General features: G+C 74.0%; 17 protein-coding genes. 12 read left to right on the top strand and 5 right to left on the bottom strand.

What is annotated here, in order from left to right:
* Positions 1 to 126: 126 nt before the first annotated feature.
* The 6 genes from JOE48_RS28945 to JOE48_RS28920 all read left to right on the top strand — a co-directional run bounded on the left by JOE48_RS28945 (position 127) and on the right by JOE48_RS28920 (position 6,818).
* On the top strand, positions 127 to 1,308 hold the full coding sequence (locus tag JOE48_RS28945) for a YihY/virulence factor BrkB family protein (protein ID WP_210035144.1): 1,182 nt from the start codon (positions 127 to 129) through the stop codon (positions 1,306 to 1,308).
* A 417-nt stretch (positions 1,309 to 1,725) separates the two neighbouring features.
* Positions 1,726 to 2,436 (top strand): Crp/Fnr family transcriptional regulator, encoded by a 711-nt coding sequence (locus JOE48_RS28940; protein ID WP_210035143.1) that lies wholly within the window; start codon positions 1,726 to 1,728, stop codon positions 2,434 to 2,436.
* Positions 2,437 to 2,630: 194 nt separating this feature from the next.
* Positions 2,631 to 3,935, top strand: a complete 1,305-nt coding sequence (locus tag JOE48_RS28935) for a LarC family nickel insertion protein (RefSeq protein WP_210035142.1) — start codon at positions 2,631 to 2,633, stop codon at positions 3,933 to 3,935.
* On the top strand, positions 3,932 to 4,753 hold the full coding sequence (locus tag JOE48_RS28930; RefSeq protein WP_210035141.1) for an adenine nucleotide alpha hydrolase: 822 nt from the start codon (positions 3,932 to 3,934) through the stop codon (positions 4,751 to 4,753). Before JOE48_RS28935 ends, JOE48_RS28930 begins: the two co-directional genes overlap by 4 nt.
* Positions 4,750 to 5,430: a nickel pincer cofactor biosynthesis protein LarB gene (larB, locus tag JOE48_RS28925; RefSeq protein WP_210035133.1), complete on the top strand. Its 681-nt coding sequence runs from the start codon at positions 4,750 to 4,752 to the stop codon at positions 5,428 to 5,430. The genes JOE48_RS28930 and larB overlap by 4 nt, the downstream gene beginning before the upstream one ends.
* Before the next feature lie 278 nt (positions 5,431 to 5,708).
* Entirely contained in the window at positions 5,709 to 6,818 is a 1,110-nt protein-coding gene (locus JOE48_RS28920) for an aldo/keto reductase (RefSeq protein WP_210035126.1), read from the top strand.
* Positions 6,819 to 6,900: 82 nt separating this feature from the next.
* On the opposite strand, the gene JOE48_RS28915 is transcribed toward JOE48_RS28920, so the two are convergent.
* Together JOE48_RS28915 and JOE48_RS28910 are read right to left on the bottom strand one after the other, a co-directional pair.
* Positions 6,901 to 9,177, bottom strand: coding sequence for a xanthine dehydrogenase family protein molybdopterin-binding subunit (locus tag JOE48_RS28915; protein ID WP_210035125.1), 2,277 nt, complete (start codon positions 9,175 to 9,177; stop codon positions 6,901 to 6,903).
* A 244-nt stretch (positions 9,178 to 9,421) separates the two neighbouring features.
* Positions 9,422 to 9,991: a PepSY domain-containing protein gene (locus tag JOE48_RS28910; protein WP_210035120.1), complete on the bottom strand. Its 570-nt coding sequence runs from the start codon at positions 9,989 to 9,991 to the stop codon at positions 9,422 to 9,424.
* A gap of 227 nt (positions 9,992 to 10,218) precedes the next feature.
* On the opposite strand from JOE48_RS28910, the gene JOE48_RS28905 reads away from it, so the two are divergent.
* The gene (locus tag JOE48_RS28905) at positions 10,219 to 10,467 is read left to right on the top strand and encodes a hypothetical protein (protein ID WP_210035112.1); all 249 of its coding nucleotides are present in this window, start codon (positions 10,219 to 10,221) and stop codon (positions 10,465 to 10,467) included.
* 4 nt (positions 10,468 to 10,471) lie between these two features.
* On the opposite strand, the gene JOE48_RS28900 is transcribed toward JOE48_RS28905, so the two are convergent.
* Positions 10,472 to 11,236, bottom strand: coding sequence for a 3-hydroxyacyl-CoA dehydrogenase (locus JOE48_RS28900; RefSeq protein WP_210035110.1), 765 nt, complete (start codon positions 11,234 to 11,236; stop codon positions 10,472 to 10,474).
* Between the two features lie 324 nt (positions 11,237 to 11,560).
* On the opposite strand from JOE48_RS28900, the gene JOE48_RS28895 reads away from it, so the two are divergent.
* Together JOE48_RS28895 and JOE48_RS28890 are read left to right on the top strand one after the other, a co-directional pair.
* Positions 11,561 to 12,301 (top strand): GDSL-type esterase/lipase family protein, encoded by a 741-nt coding sequence (locus tag JOE48_RS28895; protein ID WP_210035108.1) that lies wholly within the window; start codon positions 11,561 to 11,563, stop codon positions 12,299 to 12,301.
* Positions 12,298 to 12,591 (top strand): hypothetical protein, encoded by a 294-nt coding sequence (locus JOE48_RS28890; RefSeq protein ID WP_312893394.1) that lies wholly within the window; start codon positions 12,298 to 12,300, stop codon positions 12,589 to 12,591. Before JOE48_RS28895 ends, JOE48_RS28890 begins: the two co-directional genes overlap by 4 nt.
* A 52-nt stretch (positions 12,592 to 12,643) precedes the next feature.
* On the opposite strand, the gene JOE48_RS28885 is transcribed toward JOE48_RS28890, so the two are convergent.
* Positions 12,644 to 13,417, bottom strand: coding sequence for a GNAT family N-acetyltransferase (locus tag JOE48_RS28885; protein ID WP_210035106.1), 774 nt, complete (start codon positions 13,415 to 13,417; stop codon positions 12,644 to 12,646).
* A gap of 2 nt (positions 13,418 to 13,419) precedes the next feature.
* On the bottom strand, positions 13,420 to 16,275 hold the full coding sequence (locus JOE48_RS28880; protein WP_210035105.1) for an amino acid adenylation domain-containing protein: 2,856 nt from the start codon (positions 16,273 to 16,275) through the stop codon (positions 13,420 to 13,422).
* 176 nt (positions 16,276 to 16,451) lie between these two features.
* Here JOE48_RS28880 and JOE48_RS28875 point away from each other — a divergent pair, with 176 nt between their 5' ends.
* From JOE48_RS28875 to JOE48_RS30690, 3 genes are read left to right on the top strand one after another with little or no spacing between them, the layout of a single operon-like run.
* On the top strand, positions 16,452 to 17,465 hold the full coding sequence (locus tag JOE48_RS28875; protein ID WP_210035104.1) for a GNAT family N-acetyltransferase: 1,014 nt from the start codon (positions 16,452 to 16,454) through the stop codon (positions 17,463 to 17,465).
* 31 nt (positions 17,466 to 17,496) lie between these two features.
* Positions 17,497 to 18,828, top strand: a complete 1,332-nt coding sequence (locus tag JOE48_RS28870; protein ID WP_210035103.1) for a lysine N(6)-hydroxylase/L-ornithine N(5)-oxygenase family protein — start codon at positions 17,497 to 17,499, stop codon at positions 18,826 to 18,828.
* The gene (locus JOE48_RS30690) at positions 18,825 to 20,237 is read left to right on the top strand and encodes an MATE family efflux transporter (protein WP_312893393.1); all 1,413 of its coding nucleotides are present in this window, start codon (positions 18,825 to 18,827) and stop codon (positions 20,235 to 20,237) included. Before JOE48_RS28870 ends, JOE48_RS30690 begins: the two co-directional genes overlap by 4 nt.
* Positions 20,238 to 20,259 lie beyond the last annotated feature (22 nt).

The following is a 20,259-nucleotide window of genomic DNA, read 5'->3' as shown; positions in this document are numbered from 1 at the left end:
CTTCACGGCGAACCGTTGCGCGCATGACGGCGTTCCCCTTCGCGGTTGCGGCCATTCGAACGTGCCTTTGCGAGTACCGTTCGGCTCTTGCCCGATGTCCAACCGAAGTGTCGCCGAGGTCCGCCGATGTCAGCCCCCGATCCCGTCCGCACCGAGGCCCCCGGTCCCGAGGGGCATGCCTCGACGGTCTGGACGCTGGCGCTCGCCACCGCGCTGGTCGGCCTGGTCGCCTTCCCGCGCCGGTCGGGACCGCCGGCCGACCGGTCTTCCGGCCGGGCCGCGACCCGGCCCGGCAGCCAGGACGACGCGCGGCGGCCCTCGCCCTCGCACGAGGGCGGCGAGGCTGAGGCCGTCGCCCGGAGCCAGGCCGATCGCGGGCGGAACGCGTCGGGTCCGACCGAGATCCCCGCCAAGGGCTGGAAGGACATCGCGCTGCGCACCTATCACGACATCGGCGAGAACCGCCTGTCGCTGATCGCGGCCGGCGTCACCTTCTTCACGCTGCTGGCGATCTTCCCGGCGGTGGCGGCGCTGGTGTCCTGCTATGGCCTCATCGCCGACGCCTCGACCATCAACGATCAGCTCGCCAGCCTGCAGGGCATCCTGCCCCAGGGAGCGCTGGAGATCGTCAGCGATCAGGTCAAGCGGCTGAACGAGCAGGGCAACACCACCCTCGGTTTCAGCCTGATCCTCGGCATCGTCCTGTCGGTCTGGAGCGCCAATGGCGGCGTGAAGCACGTCTTCGACGCGCTCAACCTCGTCTACAACGAGCGCGAGAAGCGCAACTTCATCGTGCTCAACCTCGTCTCTCTCGCCTTCACGGCCGGCGCGCTGCTGTTCCTGCTCCTGGCGCTGTCGGCCATCGTGGTGCTGCCGGTGGTGCTCACGTATGTCGGGCTCGGCACGGATGCGTGGTGGCTGACGCTGCTGCGCTGGCCGACGCTGCTCGTGGCGGTCCTGCTCGGGCTCGCAATGCTCTATCGCTACGGGCCGAGCCGGGACGCGCCGCGCTGGCGCTGGGTCACGCCCGGGGGCGCCCTGGCGGCCGTGCTGTGGATCGTCGCCTCGCTGCTGTTCTCCTGGTACGTCGCCCATTTCGGCAGCTACAACAAGACTTACGGCTCGCTCGGCGCGGCGATCGGCTTCATGACCTGGATCTGGCTCTCGACCATGATCGTGCTGATTGGTGCCCAGGTGAATGCCGAGATGGAGCATCAGACCGCCGAGGACACGACCGTCGGCGAGCCCCAGCCCCTGGGCACGCGCCGGGCGCGCATGGCCGACACGGTCGGGGCCGCGGCGGAATAGGCCATCCCGTGCCCCGGTAGGGCGGCGGCCCTCCCCCGGGCGAGGCCAGAGCGGCCGCGATACGGAGCCTCGCTGCGTCCATGACAAACGTGCGGCGGGGCGGCTTAACACAGGTTGGCGCGCGTTTCTCAGGGCCAGGCACAAGCCGCTCAAGAAGATCCGGACTTCGCTGTTCGGAAGACCGCTTGCCTTTTGCGAATAGAAATATCCGTGCTTCGATACTTCATCGACACCTTCGGCGGCGCTGTCGTGCGAACCCGCGGATCAGCGGACCGTCCGGCGCCTCCGTGCCTTGCCGCGCGACGCGGCGGCGGGCCCGGCCCCGTGTGCCAAGCGCCCCCGGATCATCGCACCGGCGGCATGGGGCGGGCCCGCGCGCACGCCTTCGGCGCGGCTGCGATCTGACCGGGGGCGGGCGTGGATAACCCGTTCGTCCGGAAGCTGGAGCCGCATGTCCGGCTCGCGCCCGAGGACCGCGCGGTCCTCGACGGCCTCGCGCGCCAGCATGTCCGCCACGTCGCGGCCCGCCAGGACATCGAAGGGCAGCACAGCGACGCGCAGCACACCCACCTCATCCTCGACGGCTGGGCCTGCCGCTACAAGCAGTTCCCGGATGGGCGGCGGGCGATCGTCTCGCTGCTGCTGCCCGGCGACCTGTGCGATCCGTTCGTGTTTCGCCGGGCGCGCATGGACCACGCCATCGGGGCGCTCACCCCGGTCACGGTCGCGCGCATCACCCCGGAGCAGATGGGCGACGCCGTCCGAGGCCGGCCGGTGATCGAGGACTGCCTGTGGCGCGAGACGCTCTCCACGGTCGCCATCCATCGCGAGTGGATCGCCAGCGTCGGCCGCCGCTCGGCGATCGAGCGACTGGCGCACCTGTTCTGCGAGCTGCACCTGCGGCTCGCGCGGGTCGGTCTCGCCGACGGGACGACGCTGCCGATGCCGGTGACCCAGCCGGACCTCGCCGACGCCCTCGGCCAGACGAGCGTGCACATCAACCGCACCCTCAAGGAGCTGCGCACCAGCGGCCTCGTCACACTCCGCAGCCGGCGCCTGGCGATCCGCGATCTCGACGCCCTGATGGAGCGCGGGCTGTTTGACCCGGCCTACCTGCAACTCGCCTGAGCGCCGCGGTCGACAAGCCGCGGTCGACAAGCCGCGGTCGATAAGCCGCGGTCGATAAGCCGCGGTCGATAAGCCGCGGTCGATAAGCCGCGGCCTGGGGCGCCGCCTGCGTCATCGGGCAAACCTTGCCTTGCGGCGGGCGGGGCCGATCTGGATCGGATTCCCCCGTTCCGCGGCAGGTCGACCGGCAGACGATGCATATCCACCTCGACGCGCTCGGCGGCGTGGCCGGCGACATGTTCGCCGCCGCGCTGCTGGACGCCTTTCCCGCGCACCAGGACGGCGTCCGCGCGAGCATCCGTGCGGTCGATGCCCGCATCGGCTGCGCGGTCCGCCCGCACAACGACGGTATCCTGTCCGGAGCGCGCTTTCTCGTTTCAGGGCCCGACGCGGAGCCCGGACCCTCCGAGCACGGCCATCACACGCACGCGGGCCCTGATCACGGGCATCACCACGATCCTGCGAACGGCCATGGGCACGGGCACGCCCACGGGGACCGTCATGGTCACCGGCCATGGTCGGAGATCCGCGCCGCGCTGAAGGCGGCCGGCATCGCGCCGGCGGTGCGGGCGCACGCGCTGGGCATCTTCGGCCATCTCGCCGACGCGGAGGCCCGGGTCCACGGCATCGCGGTCGAGGCGGTGGCGTTCCACGAGGTCGGCGCCTACGACTCGATCGCCGACATCGTGGCCGCCGCCCACCTGATCGCCGCGCTGGAGGCGCGCAGCTGGAGCGTCTCGGCCCTGCCGCTCGGCTCCGGCCGGGTGAGGACCCAGCACGGCCCCCTCCCCGTCCCGGCCCCCGCCACGACGCTGCTGCTCGCAGGCTTTTCCACCCTCGACGACGGTATCCCCGGCGAGCGCGTCACCCCCACCGGGGCGGCGATCCTGCGCCACCTCTGCGGCGACGACCCCGGGCGGGGCCGCCCCCGGGGCATTCTCGGGCGCACCGGCATCGGCTTCGGCACGAAGGTCCTGCCGGGCCTGAGCAACTGCCTGCGCGCCCTGGTGTTGGAGGACGGAGCCGCCGCCACGGGTCGGCGGGACCTCGCGGTGATCGCCTTCGAGATCGACGACCAGTCCGGCGAGGATCTCGCCATGGGGCTCGACCGGCTGCGCGCCGAGCCCGGCATCGTGGACGTCGTGCAGATGCCGGTCATCGGCAAGAAGGGCCGGATGATGGCCCATATCCAGGCCCTGGCGCGGCCGGAGAGCCTGGCGGCCGCCATCGCGGCCTGCTTCCGGGAGACCACCACGATCGGCCTGCGTTACCACCGGGTCGAGCGCGCGGTGCTGGATCGGGAAGCCCATACGGTCGAGCAGGCGGGCCGGCCGGTCCGGGTGAAGGTCGTGGACCGGCCGGGCGGGCGCACCGCCAAGGCCGAGGCCGACGACGCCCGGGACCATGCGGGCCACGCGGTTCGGGCCATCCTGCGCCACGAGGCCGAGCGCCTCGCCCTGGAACAGCTACCGGCGCAGCCGCCGGAGGAGGAGCGGTGACGCGCCAGCATCTCGAAACGGTCCTCGCCGGGCTCGGCCCCGTGGCGGTGGCGGTGAGCGGCGGGGTCGACAGCCTGACGCTCGCCACTCTCGCCCACCGGCTGGCGCCGGGGCGGGCCCTCATGGTCCACGCGGTCTCGCCGGCCGTGCCCGCGGAGGCGACCGCGCGGGTCCGCGCCGAGGCCGCCCGCGAGGGCTGGGACCTGCGGGTGATCGAGGCCGGCGAGTTCGCCGACCCGGCCTACCGGGCGAACCCGGTCGACCGCTGCTTCTTCTGCAAGACCAATCTGTACGGCGCGGTCCGGGCCGTCACCGACCGGCAGATCCTGTCGGGGGCCAACCGCGACGATCTCGGCGAATACCGCCCCGGCCTCGACGCGGCCCGGGCGCACGGCGTGCGCCACCCTTACGTGGAGGCCGGGTTCGACAAGGCCGCCGTCCGGGCGCTCGCCCGCGGCCTCGGCCTCGGCGCGGTGGCGGAATTGCCCGCGGCCCCCTGCCTGTCGAGCCGGGTCGAGACCGGCATCCCGATCGAGCCGGAGACCTTAAGCTTCATCCACGCGGTCGAGCGGCTGGTGGGCGGGGCGCTCGACGCGGAGAGCGGCCCCAGGCGCGCGGTCCGCTGCCGGGTGCGCGCCGAGGGCGTGGTGGTGGAACTCGATCCCGGGAGCCTCGCGGCCCTCGCCGCCGCGGATCGCGAAAGACTCGGGGCCGGCATCCGGGCGATCGCGCCGCCGCGCCTCGCCGGTCCGGTCCGCTTCGCGCCCTACCGGGTCGGCAGCGCTTTCCTGGTGCAGCAGGGCGAGGCCCGGTCGTGAGCGTGACGGACGAATTCACCCTCGATTTCGCCCGGTCCGAGCGGATCGGCCTGGAGGAGGCGATCTTCTGCGCCGGCAAGAGCCCGGAGCAGATCGACGCGATCCTGGAGGCCGCACGCGCCCGCGGCGCCCCGCTGCTCCTCACCCGCCTCGACCCGGAGAAGCGCGACCGGCTCAGGGACGCCGCGCGGCTCGACTATTGCCCGGTCTCGCGCACGGCGGTGTTCGGCGCGGCGCCGCGGATCGCCGGCCCGGCCCGCGTCGCCGTGGTGGCGGCCGGCACCTCGGACGTCCCCGTCGCCCGCGAGGCCCTGCGGGTGCTGGCCTATGCCGGCCGTGCGGCCTCGCTCTTCGCCGATGTCGGCGTCGCCGGCCTGTGGCGGCTGACCACGCGGATCGAGGAGATCCGCGCCCATCCGGTGGTGATCGTCGCCGCCGGGATGGACGCGGCGCTGCCGAGCGTCGTCGGCGGCCTCGTGGCCGGCGCGGTGATCGCGGTCCCGACATCCGTGGGCTACGGCGTCGCGGCCGGCGGGCGCGCCGCCCTCGACGCCGTGCTGGCGAGCTGCGCGCCGGGCATCACGGTGGTCAACATCGACAACGGCTACGGCGCCGCCTGCGCCGCCCTGCGCCTGCTCCACGCGGCAGGACGCCTCGCCGCGGAGATCGAACGATGACCCGGCAGAACCGTTTCCGACCCCGATGCGTGACGCTGGAGGTTGCTTCGACGCTCGAGCATCCGCCTCGTCATCCCGGGGCCGCGAAGCGGAGCCCGGATCCAGACACCCCGACGCGGAAGGAGCTTGCTTCGATAGCGGCTCTGGATTGCCCGCCTCCGGCGTGCTCCTTCGGGTCCGGGCTCGCCTGCGGCGCCCCGGAATGACGCCGTGGCTCATGGAAGCGCCCCCTGCCGAATGATCGATTCCACCCAGACATTCTCGAACGGAGACAGCCGATGGAACGCCGCAGCTTCCTTCAGGGCGCCGTGCTCGGCGCAGGCCTCGCGGGCGCCGGCAGCGCAGGTGCGGCCGTGAACGCCCCCGCGCTTCCGGGCAACCGCCCGCAGGATCCCGCCGACCTGCCCTTCGTCACCGATCCCGGCGAGCGCCGGGGCGAGATGCTCTATCGTTCGTTCGGCCGGACGTCGGAGAAGATCTCGGCGATCGGCATGGGCGGATTCCACCTCGGCAAGAGCGCGGTGACCGACGCCGAGGCGACGCGGCTGATCCATGCCGGGATCGACCGCGGCATCACCTTCATGGACAATTGCTGGGACTACAACGCGGGGCGCTCCGAGCTGCGCATGGGCGCGGCGCTGGCCCAGGACGGCTACCGCGACAAGGTTTTCCTGATGTCCAAGATGGACGGGCGGACCAAGGAGGAGGCGCTCAAGCAGATCGACCAGTCGCTCCTGCGCCTGCGTACCGACCGGATCGACCTCGTCCAGCACCACGAGATCCTGCGCTACGACGACCCCGACCGGGTCTTCGCCGAGGGCGGCGCCATGGAGGGTTTTCTCGAAGCGAAGAAGCAGGGCAAGCTGCGCTACATCGGCTTCACCGGCCACAAGGATCCGCGTATCCACCTGCAGATGCTGGAGGTCGCCGCCGAGCGCGGCTTCCACTTCGATTCCGTGCAGATGCCCGTCAACGTGATGGACGCGCATTTCCGCTCGTTCAGCCACCTCGTCCTGCCGTATCTCGTGCAGAACGGCATCGCGCCGCTCGCCATGAAGACGTTTGGCGACGGGGTGATCCTGAAGGCGGATGCGCCGATCCAGCCGATCGAGTACCTGCACTTCTCGCTGAACCTGCCGGTCTCGGTGGTGATCACCGGCATCCAGAGCCAGCGCGACCTCGATCAGGCCTTCGAGGCGGTGAAGACCTTCACGCCGATGGACAAGGCGGCGGTGGCCGAACTGCTGGCGCGGTCGAAGCCCTACGCGCTGGAGGGCAAGTACGAGCTGTTCAAGACGAGCGCGACCTTCGACGGCACCGCCAAGAACGCGGCGTGGCTGGGCGAGGACGTCGCGAGCGTGAAGAAGCTCGCGCCGACGATGGAGTAGGTGGCGGGAGCGGCCTAAAGCACGGCTCAAGATGGCGCGGTTCTCCCTCCCCCCTGTGCGGGGGAGGGTGAGGCGGTGCTTCTTACGCCACATCCTCCAATCGGATCGGAAGCTTGCGGATTCGGCGCCCGGTGGCGTGGTGGACGGCGTTGGCGATGGCCGCGTTCACCCCGATGATCCCCAGTTCCCCCAAACCCTTCACGCCCAGCGCGTCCACCTGATCGTCGGGATCGGCCACCAGCAGCGCCTCGACCTCCGGCGCGTCCGCCGCGGTGGGGACGAGGTACTCGGCGAGATCCGGATTGCGATAGGCGGCGCCGTCGACCACCGTCTCTTCGAGCAGCGCGGAGCCGAGGCCCCAGATCATCCCGCCCGTGAGCTGGCTCCTCGCGGTCAGCGGGTTGAGGATCCGCCCCGCCGCGAAGGCGCCGGTCAGCCGCGCCACCCGGATCTCCCCGGTCTCGGCATGGATATGGACCTCCGCGAACTGCGCCCCGAAGCCCCAGGACACGGCCTTGCCGCCCCCTCCGAGGGTGAGCCCGATATGGCCCCGCCGCAGGCCCGCGAGGGCCTTGTCGTGGTCGGCCCCCGCCGGCACGAACGCCGCGACCGTCGCGACGCCCTCGGGCCCGACGGCCTCCGCCAGCGCGATCCCGGTCCCGTCCAGCGCCGCGAGCCGCCCGTCCGCGAGGCGCAAGGAGCCCGGATCCCGGCCGGCGAGGCGCCCGCCCCGCCCGGTCGCCGCCTGTGCCAGCGTCTCGCGGATCTGCCGGCAGCCGAGCGCCAGGGCGCTCATCAGGCTGGTGGTCGTGCTCGACCCGCCCGAGATGCCGGCCGCCGGCAGCTCCGTGTCGCCGAGCCGGACCGTCACCCGCTCCACCGGCACGCCGAGCCCATCCGCCGCCCCCATGGCCAGCAGCGTGGTGATGCCGTTGCCGATCTCGTGGTGCGCACAGGCCACCTCTGCCGATCCGTCCGGGCCGAGCCGGACCTGGATCGTCGCGGCGGCGATCTTCACGGGGCGCACCGAGGTCGCGCAGCCCAGACCCACCCGCCAGGGACCGGCGCGCATCGAACCCGGGCGCGGCACCCGGCGCGACCAGCCGAAGGCCGTCGCCCCGGCCTCGAAGCAGGCCATCAGCGGCCGGGTCGAGAACGGCTTTCCGCTGACCGGATCGACCGCCGTGTCGTTGAGCCGGCGCAGTTCGATCGGGTCCATGCCGAGCGCCACCGCCATCTCGTCGACGGCGCTCTCCAGGGCGAACAGGAAGGGCACCTCCGGGGGCGCCCGCATCGGCCCGGGCGTGTTGCGGTCGACCCGCACGGCCCGCTCCTCGGTGCGGATGTTCGGGCAGGCATAGAGGCTCGCGGTCACCTCCGCGCCCTCCATCACGAAGGGATCGAAGCGCGACGTCACCGTCTCGGCCTCGTGGACCAGGGCGGTGAAGCGGCCGGTCCGGTCGGCGCCGAGGCGGATCAGATGACGCGTTTCCGGCCGGTAATTGGCGATGGTGAAGCATTGCCGCCGGCTCGGCACCAGGGACACCGGCCGACCGAGGCGCTGGGCCGCGAGCGCAACCAGCGCCGTGTGCTGCGACAGCGCGAATTTCGAGCCGAAATGGCCGCCGATCAGCCCCGCCACCACCCGCACGTTCGCGGGATCGAGCCCCAGCTGCGCCGCGAGCCCGTGCTGGACGGCGCCGACATAGCGAGTCGGCTCGTGCACGGTGAGCCTCTCGCCGTCCCAGGCGGCCCGGGTGGTGAACGGCTCGATCGGGTTGTGGTGCTGGACCGGGGTCTCGTAGCGGGCCTCGACGCGGAGGGCGGCATCCCGGAAGGCGGCCTCGGCATCGCCCCGGGCGATGTCCTCGTGCTGGGCTTTCAGGTCGGCGAGGCGCACGGTCTCGGCGCCGGGGGCGTCGAAGCCGCCGGCGGCGGGCTCGGATGCGTAGGAGACCTTGACCGCACCAGCCGCTGCCTCGGCCGCCTCCAGGGTCTCGGCGACAACCAGCGCCACGATCTGGCCGGCATACGCCACCGCGTAGGACTCGAGGGGTCGGTGCGAGCTGTTGGCGAAGCCGCCGGCCATCAGGTGCTGCACCGGCGCCACCGCGCCCGCGAGATCCCGGTGGGTGAAGATCCGCAGGAGACCCGGCACCCGCTCGGCCGCCGCGAGGTCGAACCCGGTGATGCGGCCCCGGGCAACCGTGCTGGTCACCAGGGCCGCGTGGGCCGTGCCGGCCTCCGGCCCGGTGAGGTCGGAGCTGTAGAGGGCCCGGCCGGTGACCTTGTCGGGGCCCTCGACCCGGGTGTGGGAGTGGCCGAGATGGCCGTCGGTTTCCCCTGCGCGCGCGTCCATGCCGCCCTCCCCGTCCTCGGCCGCTCGGGCCGCCGCGTACGATGGGAATGGCCGAGGCGGGCGTTCGGGTCCGCGGGCGGCGGGGCGACAGGTTGCAGCGGCCGACCCGACCGGGCCGCTGTCGGGCGCGGAGCGCGGCGACCCAGGGCGGCGCGCCCCGGTAAAGCGTGGCGCCGCCCGGATTGCTTCGCGCCGCTCGCACGGACGGACGGGGCTGCGACGGGCTCCGTCGCAGCCCATGCCCTCAGTTCAGGACCTTGCCGTCCGGCCCGACCTTGACCGCCTGCTCCTTGTCGGCGCCGGCGACCTTGATCGCGTACTGGACCGCGGAGCCGTCCTTCTCGACCTCGGCCTCGTAGGCCTTGCCGCCGCCGGCCTTCTGCTCGGCGATGGCGAGCGCGTCCTTCAGGGAGGTCTTGGCGTTCTGGAAGTCGGAGGCCTTCAGGCGCGTGAAGTAGCGCTCGAACGGCTGGTTCTCGGTCTTGTAGAGCGCGCCGGTATCGGCGTTGATGCCGTACTCGACGAGCTTGCCGCTCGGGTAGACGACCTTGATCGCGTAATGGGCCGGATCCTTGCTGCCGGCCTTCTCGAAATCGGCGTCGATGGCGCGGCCGCCCTTCTCGTCGCCCTGCGACTCGGCGGTGGTCAGCGCCTGGGCGAGGCCGACCTTGGCGGCCTTGGCGACCTGCCATTCCTTCAGGTTGCTGTCGGCCTTCGTGGCGGGCTCGGCAGGCTTCGCCGCGGGGGTCTGGGCCACGGCGAGGCTGGCGGAGAGGGCGAGCAGGCCGGCTGCGGCGGTGAGGCGGGTGATCATGGCGGGATGTCCCTTTGCGGGTTCGTTCACGGGAGCATCAAACGTCGGGTCCGGAAATCCGGTTGCGCGCAACCGGGGAAAAATTCGGCCGCCGGCTTCGCGCCGCGTTCGCGCGGCGCGCGGGGTCGGGCGCCCGGCGAGACGGGAGGCGGATGCCTCTATATGAGACGCGGGTGATCCGGCGTGCCCCTGGGCGACGGCGGACTCCCCCTCGGATGGAGCAGGCCATGACCGGAAACGAGCCCGAGCCGCTGGACGATTTCACGCGCCTGCACGCCAAGCTGTCCGCCCTGGAGATCGTGCTCGGCGTCCTGATCGGGCGGCTCTCCGAGGAGAACCCGGAGATCCGCGAGGACGTGAAGCGCGACGTGGCGGCGATCCTGTCGGACCTGCCGATCGACGGCCCGAGCGAGGAGATGATCGCCGCCGAGGTCCGCCGCGCCGCCGAGGTCCTGACCAGCGTGTCGATCGGCTGAGCCGTCAGCGCGGCGGCATCCGCAACGCCCCGTCGAGCCGGATCGTCTCGCCGTTCAGCATCGGGTTCTCGCAGATGTGGCGGACGAGGTCCGCGTATTCCGACGGGCGGCCGAGGCGCGGCGGGAAGGGCACGCTCTGGCCAAGCGTGTCCTGCACGTCCTGGGGCAGCCCCGCCATCATCGGCGTCTCGAAGATGCCGGGGGCAATGGTGACCACCCGGATGCCGTGCCGGGCGAGTTCCCGGGCGATGGGCAGCGTCATGGCGACCACGCCGCCCTTCGAGGCCGCGTAGGCGGCCTGCCCGATCTGGCCGTCGAAGGCGGCGATCGAGGCGGTGTTGACGATCACGCCCCGGGCGCCCGTGGCGTCGGGCGCCTCCCGGGCGATGGCGTCGGCCGCCAGCCGGATCATGTTGAAGGTGCCGACGAGGTTGACCGAGACCGCCCGCGCGAAGCTGTCGAGCCGGTGCGGCCCGTCGCGGCCGACCACCTTCTCCCCCGGCGCGATGCCGGCGCAGTTCACCAGCCCGTGGAGATGCCCGAACGCGTCGAGGGCCGCCTGCACCACCGCCGCGCCCTCGGCCTCGCTGGTGACGTCGGCGGCCACGGAGCGCGCCTGCGCGCCGAGCTCCTCCGCCACCCGGGCGCCGGCCTCCCGGGCGATGTCGGCCACGACGACCCGCGCCCCCGCCGCCACGAGGCCGCGCGCGGTCGCCGCGCCCAGGCCCGAACCCGCTCCGGTGACGATGAAGACCCGGTCCTTGATCATCCTGGCTCCCCCTGTCCCGGGCGACTCGGCCGCCCGGCTAGGACGCCTGACGTAGCGCGGCACCGGGCAGGCCGGAAGACGTCCCCGCCCGGCACGCCGCCGCCGGATCGTCAGCTTGGCCATTGACGTGTGAATTTTTCCCACATATAAATCTCGGCACGGTCCAATGTATTGGTTCCGTCTTTCGATCGGTTTCCGGCGTTTCTGGAAGCAATAACAAGACATTCCGCCGCCGGTAATCGGTCGAGCGGCCTCGACGATTTTCGTCAAGCGCCCGGACACCCAGTCCGGGTGCGCGATCCCCCACGCCTGTTCAGGTCACGCATGCGCGCTTCATGGATCGGGACGGCCGCCCGGCACTGGCATCACGGCCGGATCGTCGGCCGCCGCTTCGCCGAGCGGCGCCCCGGCATCCGCGCCGCGCTCCGCGCCGCCGACCCGGACAGCGTGCTGCTCGCCGGCAATTCCCACGCGGAGTTCCTCGGGGCGCCGGATTTCGGCGGCCGGCCCTGCATCAACCTCGCCGTCGGCGGCAGCACCGCGGCCGATTGCGCCGGGCATCTGGCGGCTCTGCGCGTTCCGGTCCGCTGCGCGGCCTCGGTGCTGATCATCGGCACCAACGACATCCAGCGCTGGCGGCATCCGGCGCGGGCAAGGAGCGTCGCGCGCTTCGAGGCGCAGGCCCGACGCATCCTGCGGATCCTGGAGGGCTGGTCGGCGCAGGTCTTCGTGGCCGCCGTCCCGCCGATCGGCGCCTGGGCGACCGGCCGGGATCCGGCCGCGATCGCCGTTTTCTCAGGCCGCCTCGCGGCGCTCTGCGCGGAGCGGGGCCACGGCTTCATCGACCCGTTCGCGGCCCTGCGCGACGGGCCCGGGGGCCTGGCCGGGCCGGGCCTGTGCCGGGACGGCGTCCATCTCGCCGATTACACGGCCCTGGCCGCCGAGATCGTCCGTCTGGCGGTGACCGATCCGATCCTGTCCGCATCGCGGACGGTCCGCGCGGTTGCGCCGGCCTCGGCGCCGCCTCTGCGGGTCCTGCACGCGGCCTGGGGCCTGCGCCCGTGAGCCTCCGCGCCCGCCCGGACGGGCCCGGGCACCCTGTTCCCCTGCGCGCCTGGCCGGAGGATGGGGCGCTCTGGCTCGACGAGAACGGCGTCCGGCGCCCCCGGGCCGCGCGCCACGTCCTCGCGAGCCTGGCCGCCCTCGGCCGCCGGGGTCGGTACGCGGCCCGCGCGGAGGGCGGAGCCCGGATCCTGGCCGGACCGGTCAGCGCCCTGGCCCTGCGCGACGCTGAAGCCGCGATCAGCTTCGTCTTCAGCGTGACGCCTTACGGGTATGGCGAGGAGGCCTTCTGAGGGCGTGGGGAAAATTTACGCGCGGCGCACGATCTGGGACGGGCCGCCCCCGCTAGGGCGGGCTCGTGCACAGCAGGGTCGGCGTGCAGACCGCCCGGAAGCCGGCCCGGGCGTAGAGCGCCTCGACGGCACCGCCGGCCGGGCATTGCAGGAAGACCCGGGCGGCCCCGCGCGCCCGCGCCTCGCGCAGGGCCGCGGCGGTCACGGCCGTGCCCAGTCCGCGGCGCTGCCGGTCGGCCCGGGTGCTGACGTTGTAGAGCCCGGCCGTGTCGCCGCGCAGGTAGAGGCTCGCGCAGGCCGCCGGGCCGCCGGCATCGCTGAGGACGATATGGACCGGCGCCAGCCCGGGCCGCCCCCGGGCCGCCCGGAGCGCCGGCAGGTAATGGCGGCGCAGATGCGTGCGCACGGCGGGGTCGTCGGAGAGGTTGGCGAAGACCGCCTCGAAATCCGGGCCGGGCGCGGGGGCGGCGTGCACGGTGACCGAGGCGCCCGACGCGGCCTGCGCGGCGGCCGGCCGCGCCACCATCCAGCACGCCGGATAGCGGGCGGCGGGCTCGAACAGGGCGTCCAGGGCCGCGACCTCCTCGGGGTCGCGGGCCAGGAAGGCCGGCGCGCGGGCGCGCCCGAGGGCGGCCGCCCCCGCCCAGGCGAACTGGTCCGGATGGCGGACCCCGTAGGCGAAGTTCAGCGTCGGGTCCGGGATGCCGCGCGACCAGACGTAGCCGGCCCCTCCGGGCCCGTGCTCGACCCCGTCGATCAGGGAGCCGGTCAGCGCCGCGACGTGGGCGTCGCGCAGGGCCTCGAACGCGCAGTCGGGATCCCGCATGGTCAGGCCGCGCTCCAGACCGGGGACGCCGCCGTCAGCGCGGCGATCCGGGCGTGCAGGTGCGGCGACAGCACGATGTCGAGATGGTCGGTCTCCGGGACGGTCTCCACCGCCAGGAGCCGGCCGGTGAGCGGCGCCCAGTCGATCACCGGCCGGCCCCGGGCCAGGGAATCCGCGGCCACGAAGCTCCGGATCGGCACCGCGCCCGGCTCCAGCCGCAGGGCGCGGAACTGGATGGCGTGGTCGACCAGCGTCCAGAGCATCCGCTCCCGGCTGCCGACCTCGGGACCGTCGGCGGGGAGCGGCTGCGGCTCGGCGGCCAGGAAGCGCAGGAACTGCGCCTCCGCCTCCGGATCCATGCGGGCGCGCAGGGCCTCCCATTGGGGCCGCATCGGCGCGCGGTCGAGCCAGGCCGCCAGCATCGCCGCGTGCGCCGCCCGCTCCTCGGGCCCGAGCGGCCGGCCGGCGCCGGGGGCGAAATTGGGCTCCAGCCCGCAGGCGTCGAGCATCCCGACCCAGTCCAGGGGAAAGTCCGGGCCGAGAAGGCGGGCGGTCTCGTAGGCGAGAACCCCGCCCCAGGACCAGCCCAGGAACACGCAACGGCCCGCCCGGTCGCGCATCAGGGCGCGCACCCGCTCGGCATAGGCGGCGGCGAGGTCGGCGACGGCCGGCAGGGGCCGCACGTCCGCGACCAGCGAGGCGCAGAGGAAGCCGTGCGCCTCCGGCTCCGGTCCGAGATGGGCGACCAGGGGCTCGTATTCCCGGGTGCTGACGAGCAGCCCCGGGAACAGCACGAGCAGCGGCCGGCCGCCGCCCGGGCGTCCGGCGGACAGCCGGACCAGGGCGGCCGGCCCGTCCTCGGCGGAGGCCGCGCCGGCCTCGATCCGGGCCGCCAGCTCGGCGATGGTCGGATCGCGCAGGAGATCCGCCACCCCGATCCCGCCCCGGGGCGCGATCAGGCGCAGGCGCGCCACCAGCCGCAGGGCCGAGAGGGAATCGCCGCCGAGTTCGAAGAAGCGCCGATCCGCGACCCGGACCGGGAAGCCCAGCACGTCGGACCAGATCCCCGCGAGCCGCCGCTCCGTGGCGGTGCCCGGCGGCCGCCCGCGCCGGTCGTCGGCGGCGGGGTCCGGCAGGGCGTCGCGGTCGAGCTTGCCGTTGGCGGTGACCGGCAGGCGGTCGAGCAGGATCAGGCTCGCCGGCACCATCGGCTCCGGCAGGGTGCGGGCGAGGCCGGCGCGCAGGCGCCCGGCCTCGAGACGCCGGCCGGGGGCCGGGACGACGTAGCCCGCGAGATAGGCGCCGGCCGGGCCGTCCCGGCGCAGGATGACCGCCTCCGCGACTCCCGGCAGCCCGCGGAGCGCCGCCTCGACCTCGCCGATCTCGATCCGGTGGCCGCGGATCTTGACCTGATCGTCCGCCCGGCCCGCGAAGGCGAGGCTGCCGTCGGGCCGCCGCCACACCCGGTCGCCGGTGCGGTACATCCGGCCGCCGCTTTCCGCGAACGGGTCCGGCAGGAAGCGCTCGGCGGTGAGCGCGGGTTGCCGCCAGTAGCCCCGGGCGAGGCCGCCGCCGATATAGAGCTCGCCGGTCTCCCCCTCCCCCACGGGTACGAGGTCGGGCCCCAGCACGTAGGCCGCCCGGGCCCCGACCGGTCGTCCGATCGGCGCGTAGGGCTCGTCGAAGGTCGTCTCCGGCGGAACCGTCCAGATCAGCGGCGAGATCACGCACTCGGTCGGGCCGTAGCCGTTGATCAGCAGCCGGGGCTTCAGGGCGCGGCCGAGCCGCGCGAAGGTCTCGCGGGCCATGCCCTCGCCGCCGAAGGAGTAGACCTCGACCGAGGGCGCCGCGCCCAGCCGCTCGGCCCATTCGGCGAGCTGGCCGATGAAGCTCGTGGGAAAGCCCGCATGGGTCGCCCGGTGGCGGCGGATCTGCGCCAGGGTCTCGGCGGCGGTCCAGAGTTCGGGTCCGCGCAGCACGATGCAGCCGCCCGCCATGAGGGGCGTCATCCAGCGCTCGTGGGCGCCGTCGAAGGCGAAGGACAGGACGTGGAGCTCGCGCGACGCCTCGCCCATCGCGTAGGCCGCCGCGGTGGTGCGGCAATGCATGGCGAGCGGCCCGTGCTCGACGAGGACGCCCTTCGGCGTGCCCGTGGAGCCCGAGGTGTAGATCAGGTAGGCCGGATCCCCCGGTTCCGGCATGGCGCAGGCCCGGCCGGCGGGCGCGGCGGCGCGCAGGGCTGCGGGATCGAGCCGCGCGATCCCGGCGGGCAGCGCGAGGCGTTCGGCGATCGCGGGGGTCGTGAGGCAATCCGCGACGGCGGCATCGGCCAGCATCATCTGCACCCGGGCCGCCGGGTAGGCGGGATCGAGGGGCAGGAAGGCCGCGCCGGCGCGCAGCACCCCGAGCAGCGCCACGATCAGGTCCGGGGACCGGTCCAGCGCCACCGCGACCCGGTCTCCGCGCCCGATCCCGCGCGCGGCGAGCCCGGCCGCCAGGGCGGCCGCCCGGGCGTCCAGGGCGCCGCGGGTGAGGATCTCCCCGTCGAACAGCACCGCCGGCCGCTCCGGTGCCGCCGCGGCGAGGCGGGCGAGGCGCGCCGGGACGGTCTCGCGGTCGGCATCGGGGGCGGGCTCCGTCGCCCGGGCCGGCCCGGGCGCGTGCGCCGGATCCGCGATCCAGGCGCGCGCCGCGTCGATCCCGCAGGGATCGCAGGCACGCGTCCAGCCGGCCGGCAGCGCGCGCCGAGCCGGCCAGAACGCACCGTGCCCGGCCCGGTCGAACGCCACCACCACCGGACCCTGCGTCCAGTCCGCGCTCGCCTCCGTGCTCGCCTCCTGGCCGGCCTGCCTGTCCATCCGCTCGCTCCTGCGCCGCTCCGGGCCTCGACGGACTGACGGTTGAGGCGGGGTGGCGTTCACGGCGGCGTACCCGCGGCGGCCGGAACGGCATCCGCGCCCATCGCCTGAACACCAGGCGGCCCCAACCGTCAGGGAGGGGCCGGCGACACGCGCCGGCGCCACCCGGAGGACGGATGACGGACGCTTCGAGGCCCGGCACGCACGACGGCGGGACGGACGACGCGGCGCGGGTTTCGCTCGTCCTGGACGGGACCCGGGAGGCGCCGGTGATCCGCCTCGGCGGGCCCGGCGATCCGGCGGCGGCCGCGGCGGCGATCCTCGCGCGCGCCGAGGCGCTGACCGCCGCGGACACGCGGGTGCTGCGCATCGGCGTCGAGGCCGATCCGGACACGGCCGGGCGTCTGCTCGCCCTCGGGGCCGCCCGGCGTATCGGCGGCGGCGTCGAGATCCTGCCGGGCCTGCTCTGGCAATGCGCCGCCCGCTGGCTCCCGGCCACCCGGCCGCCCTTCCCCGAGCTGTTCACCGTCACGCAGGGCCGCCGGCACCCGCTGCGGCCCGAGACGCCGGCCGGCACGGTCTACGGGCGCACCATCCCGTGGCTCGGCCGGCGCTTGAGCTTCCGGACCCTGACCGAGCCCGGCGACGTCATCCTGTTCTCGACCTGGATGAACGATCCCCGGGTCGCCGCTGTCTGGCAGGAGACCGGCACCCTCGAGGCGCACGCCGCCTATCTCGGTCGGCTCCAGGAAGACCCCGCGACCCTGCCGCTGTTCGGCTGTCTCGACGGGATTCCGTTCGGCTATTTCGAGCTGTACTGGGCGCGGGAGAGCCGGCTCGGCCCGCTCTACGAATCCGGCCCCTACGATCGCGGCTGGCACGTGGCGATCGGCGACGACGCCGTGCGCGGGCGGCCATACCTCTCGGCCTGGCTCCCCTCGCTGATGCATTACCTGTTCCTGGACGAGCCGCGCACGCAGCGCATCGTCGGCGAGCCCCGGGCCGACCACGCCCGGCAGATCCGGAACCTCCACGCCTCCGGTTTCGCGACGATCGCCACCGTCGACTTCCCGCACAAGCGCGCGGCCCTGGTCGCCCTGTCGCGGGCGCATTTCGTCCGCGACCGGCTCTGGGTGCCGGGCGCCGCGGCCGCCGACGCGGCGCCGCGGCCCCCGAGCGTGCCGGTCTAGACCCTCCTCCGATCGAGCAGAGACGCGCGCGATGACGGATCACCCCGCAACCGACGACATCATCGGCATCGGCTTCGGCCCGGCCAACCTGTCCCTGGCCATCGCCCTGCAGGACGCGATGCGCGACGGGCCGCCCCGACCCGCGATGCGCTTCATCGAGCGGCAGGCGCAGTTCGGCTGGCACCGGGCGATGATGCTGCCCGGGGCCGACATGCAGATCAGCTTCGTGAAGGACCTCGTGTCCCTGCGCGACCCGACGAGCCCGTTCAGCTTCCTCAACTACCTGCACGTGAAGGGGCGGCTCAGCACCTTCCTCAACCTCAAGACGTTCAACCCGTCACGGGTCGAGTACAACGACTACCTCGCCTGGGCGGCGGACCGCTTCTCCGACGTCGTGGCCTACGGCGAGACCGTGGAGGCCGTGCGGCCCGAGACCCGGGACGGGCGGCTCGCCGCCTTCGTGGTCGAGGCCCGGGACGGGGTCGGGGCGCGCCGCCTGCGCCGCTGCCGCCACCTGGTCGTGGCGGCCGGCGGCGATCCGGCGATCCCCGCCCCCTTCGCGGCGCACGCCCGGGACCGGCGGGTGATCCACTCGTCCTGGTACCTGCCGGGAATCGCCCAGGCCCTCGGTGCGCCGCGCCTCGACGGGCCGGAGCCGCGCATCCTGGTGGTGGGCGCGGGTCAGAGCGCCGTGGAGATCGCCACCGATCTCGGCGCGCGCTACCCGCGCGCCCTGGTCGATCTGGCGATCCGCGGGCCCGCCCTGAAGCCCGCCGATGACAGCCCCTTCGTCAACGAGATCTTCGACCCGGCCGCCGTCGACCGCATCCACGACGCCCCAGAACCGGTGCGGGCCGAGTTGATCGCCGCGCACCGGTCGACCAACTACGCGGTGGTCGACGCGGACCTGATCCAGGACTTCTACGCGACGCTCTACGAGCAGGAGGTCAGCGGCGTGACCCGCTACCGGCTGCGGCGCAGCACCCGGGTCGTGGCGCTGAAGCCGGCCTCCGAGGGCTTGTGCACGACCCTGCGCGACGACGTCGCCGGGACCGAGGAGCGGCAGCCCTACGCGGCGGTGATCTGCGCCACCGGCTACCAGCGCGCCACGGTGCCGGCGGTCCTCGATCCCGTGCGCCCGTACATGGACGGCGAGACCGCGGACCGGCACTACCGCCTGCCGCTCGTCTCCGCGGAGCCCCGGGTGAGCCTGCACCTCCAGGGCTTCAGCGAGCCGACCCACGGGCTGACCGAGACGCTTTTGTCGATCCTGCCGGTGCGGGCCGGCGCCATCGCGCGGACGATCCTCGACGCGGAGCGCGCGGCCCGCGCGGCGATCCGGCCCGCCGCGACGGCCCCGTGAGGCGGCCGGTCGATCTCGACCAGGACGGCGTCGTCGCCCTGGTCCTGCGCCTGTCGGGACCGGCGATCCTCGGGATCTCGGCCCACGCGCTGCAGATGCTGGTCCATGCGTGGTTCGTGGCCGATCTCGGCGCGGCGGCCATCGCGACCATCGCCATCGCGTATCCGGTGACGCTGCTGGTCGCGGCGCTCGGCTACGGCGCCGGGATCGCGGCGGCCTCGCAGGTCGCGCGGGCGCTCGGCGCGGGCGACCGCCGCCGGGCCGACGCGGCCGCCGTCCTGGGCTTCTGGCTGAGCCTGCCGGCCGGGCTGGCGGTGACGGCCGCGATCCTGATCGACACGCCGTTCTGGCTCGGTCTCCTCGGGGCCGATGCGGCGCTCGCCGAAGCGGCCGCCCCCTACACCGTGCTGTCCACCCTGGGCACGGCCCTGATGCTGGTGATGATCGTTGGCGGCTTCATCGTGCGCGCCCAGGGGCATGCGCGCCTGAGCGGCGCCATCATGGTGGGGAGCTTCGGCCTGAACATCCTGCTCGACGGGGTGCTGATCCGCCTCTGCGGCCTCGGCACCGCGGGCGCGGGCTGGGCGGCCATCGGCGCACAGCTGGCGGGGGCCGGAGCCTACGGCCTGCACTTCGCCCGGGCGCGTGGCCCGGACCGGATCCGGTTCCGATGGCCCGGCGGCCGGAGCGCGGCCGGCCTGCTGCCGGAGGCCCTGCGGCTCGCCGTTCCGGCCACCGGTTCCAGCCTGCTCGCGGCCTTCGCGATGGCGCTGTTCGTGGAGGCCGCCGCCCCCTACGGCGCCGCCGCGGTCGCCGCCCAGAGCATCGCCCTGCGGCTGACCCTGGTGGCGGCCCTGCCGCTGCTCGGCATGATGGCGGGCGCCCAGGCGGTGCTCGGCCACGCCTCCGGCGCCGGCCGCCGGGACCGGCTCCACCGCGGCCTCGGCTTCGTGCTGGCCGCGGCCCTCGCCTACGGGATCGCCGTCGGCGGGCTGATGCTCGCGCTGGCGGAGCCGCTCGCCGGGCTGTTCGCACAGGATCCCGGCACGGCCCGCGAAGGCGCCCGCGCGCTCACGGTCTTCGCCGCCGCCTTCGTGCCGGTGGGCCTACAGCTCACCGCCGCGACCCTGTTCCAGGCGATCGGCGCGCCGCGCCGGGCCGCGGCGGTGTCGCTGGCCGCGCAGGGGCTGGCGCTGATCCCGTCGCTCCTGATCCTGCCGCCGCTCATGGGCTACACGGGGGTGCTCGCCAGCCGGGTCGTGGCGGAGGTCCTGGCGGACGGGATGGGCTTGGTGCTGATGCTCGGCTGGCTCGCGGACGCGCGCCGGGCAGGCCCCGCAGCGGCGGTCGAGGGCCGCGAGGCAGTGCAGGTGTCCCCGACGCACGAGGCCGCACACCAGGGCGCGTGAGACGCCGAGCCGGGCCGCGATC

This window comes from Methylobacterium sp. PvR107 (genome assembly GCF_017833295.1).
In the GTDB taxonomy this organism is placed as follows: Bacteria; Pseudomonadota; Alphaproteobacteria; order Rhizobiales; family Beijerinckiaceae; genus Methylobacterium.
The sequence above is the reverse complement of the archived record's forward strand: the minus strand, read 5'-3'. Positions and strand labels throughout refer to the sequence as shown.

Bases quoted from the DNA above. Each gene is read 5' to 3' on its own strand.
- JOE48_RS28945 (WP_210035144.1), top strand. From the start codon at position 127: ATGTCAGCCCCCGATCCCGTCCGCACCGAGGCCCCCGGTCCCGAGGGG.
- JOE48_RS28935 (WP_210035142.1), top strand. From the start codon at position 2,631: ATGCATATCCACCTCGACGCGCTCGGCGGCGTGGCCGGCGACATGTTC.
- JOE48_RS28920 (WP_210035126.1), top strand. From the start codon at position 5,709: ATGGAACGCCGCAGCTTCCTTCAGGGCGCCGTGCTCGGCGCAGGCCTC.
- JOE48_RS28915 (WP_210035125.1), bottom strand. From the start codon at position 9,177: ATGGACGCGCGCGCAGGGGAAACCGACGGCCATCTCGGCCACTCCCAC.
- JOE48_RS28910 (WP_210035120.1), bottom strand. From the start codon at position 9,991: ATGATCACCCGCCTCACCGCCGCAGCCGGCCTGCTCGCCCTCTCCGCC.
- JOE48_RS28905 (WP_210035112.1), top strand. From the start codon at position 10,219: ATGACCGGAAACGAGCCCGAGCCGCTGGACGATTTCACGCGCCTGCAC.
- JOE48_RS28900 (WP_210035110.1), bottom strand. From the start codon at position 11,236: ATGATCAAGGACCGGGTCTTCATCGTCACCGGAGCGGGTTCGGGCCTG.
- JOE48_RS28895 (WP_210035108.1), top strand. From the start codon at position 11,561: ATGCGCGCTTCATGGATCGGGACGGCCGCCCGGCACTGGCATCACGGC.
- JOE48_RS28885 (WP_210035106.1), bottom strand. From the start codon at position 13,417: ATGCGGGATCCCGACTGCGCGTTCGAGGCCCTGCGCGACGCCCACGTC.
- JOE48_RS28880 (WP_210035105.1), bottom strand. From the start codon at position 16,275: ATGGACAGGCAGGCCGGCCAGGAGGCGAGCACGGAGGCGAGCGCGGAC.
- JOE48_RS28875 (WP_210035104.1), top strand. From the start codon at position 16,452: ATGACGGACGCTTCGAGGCCCGGCACGCACGACGGCGGGACGGACGAC.
- JOE48_RS28870 (WP_210035103.1), top strand. From the start codon at position 17,497: ATGACGGATCACCCCGCAACCGACGACATCATCGGCATCGGCTTCGGC.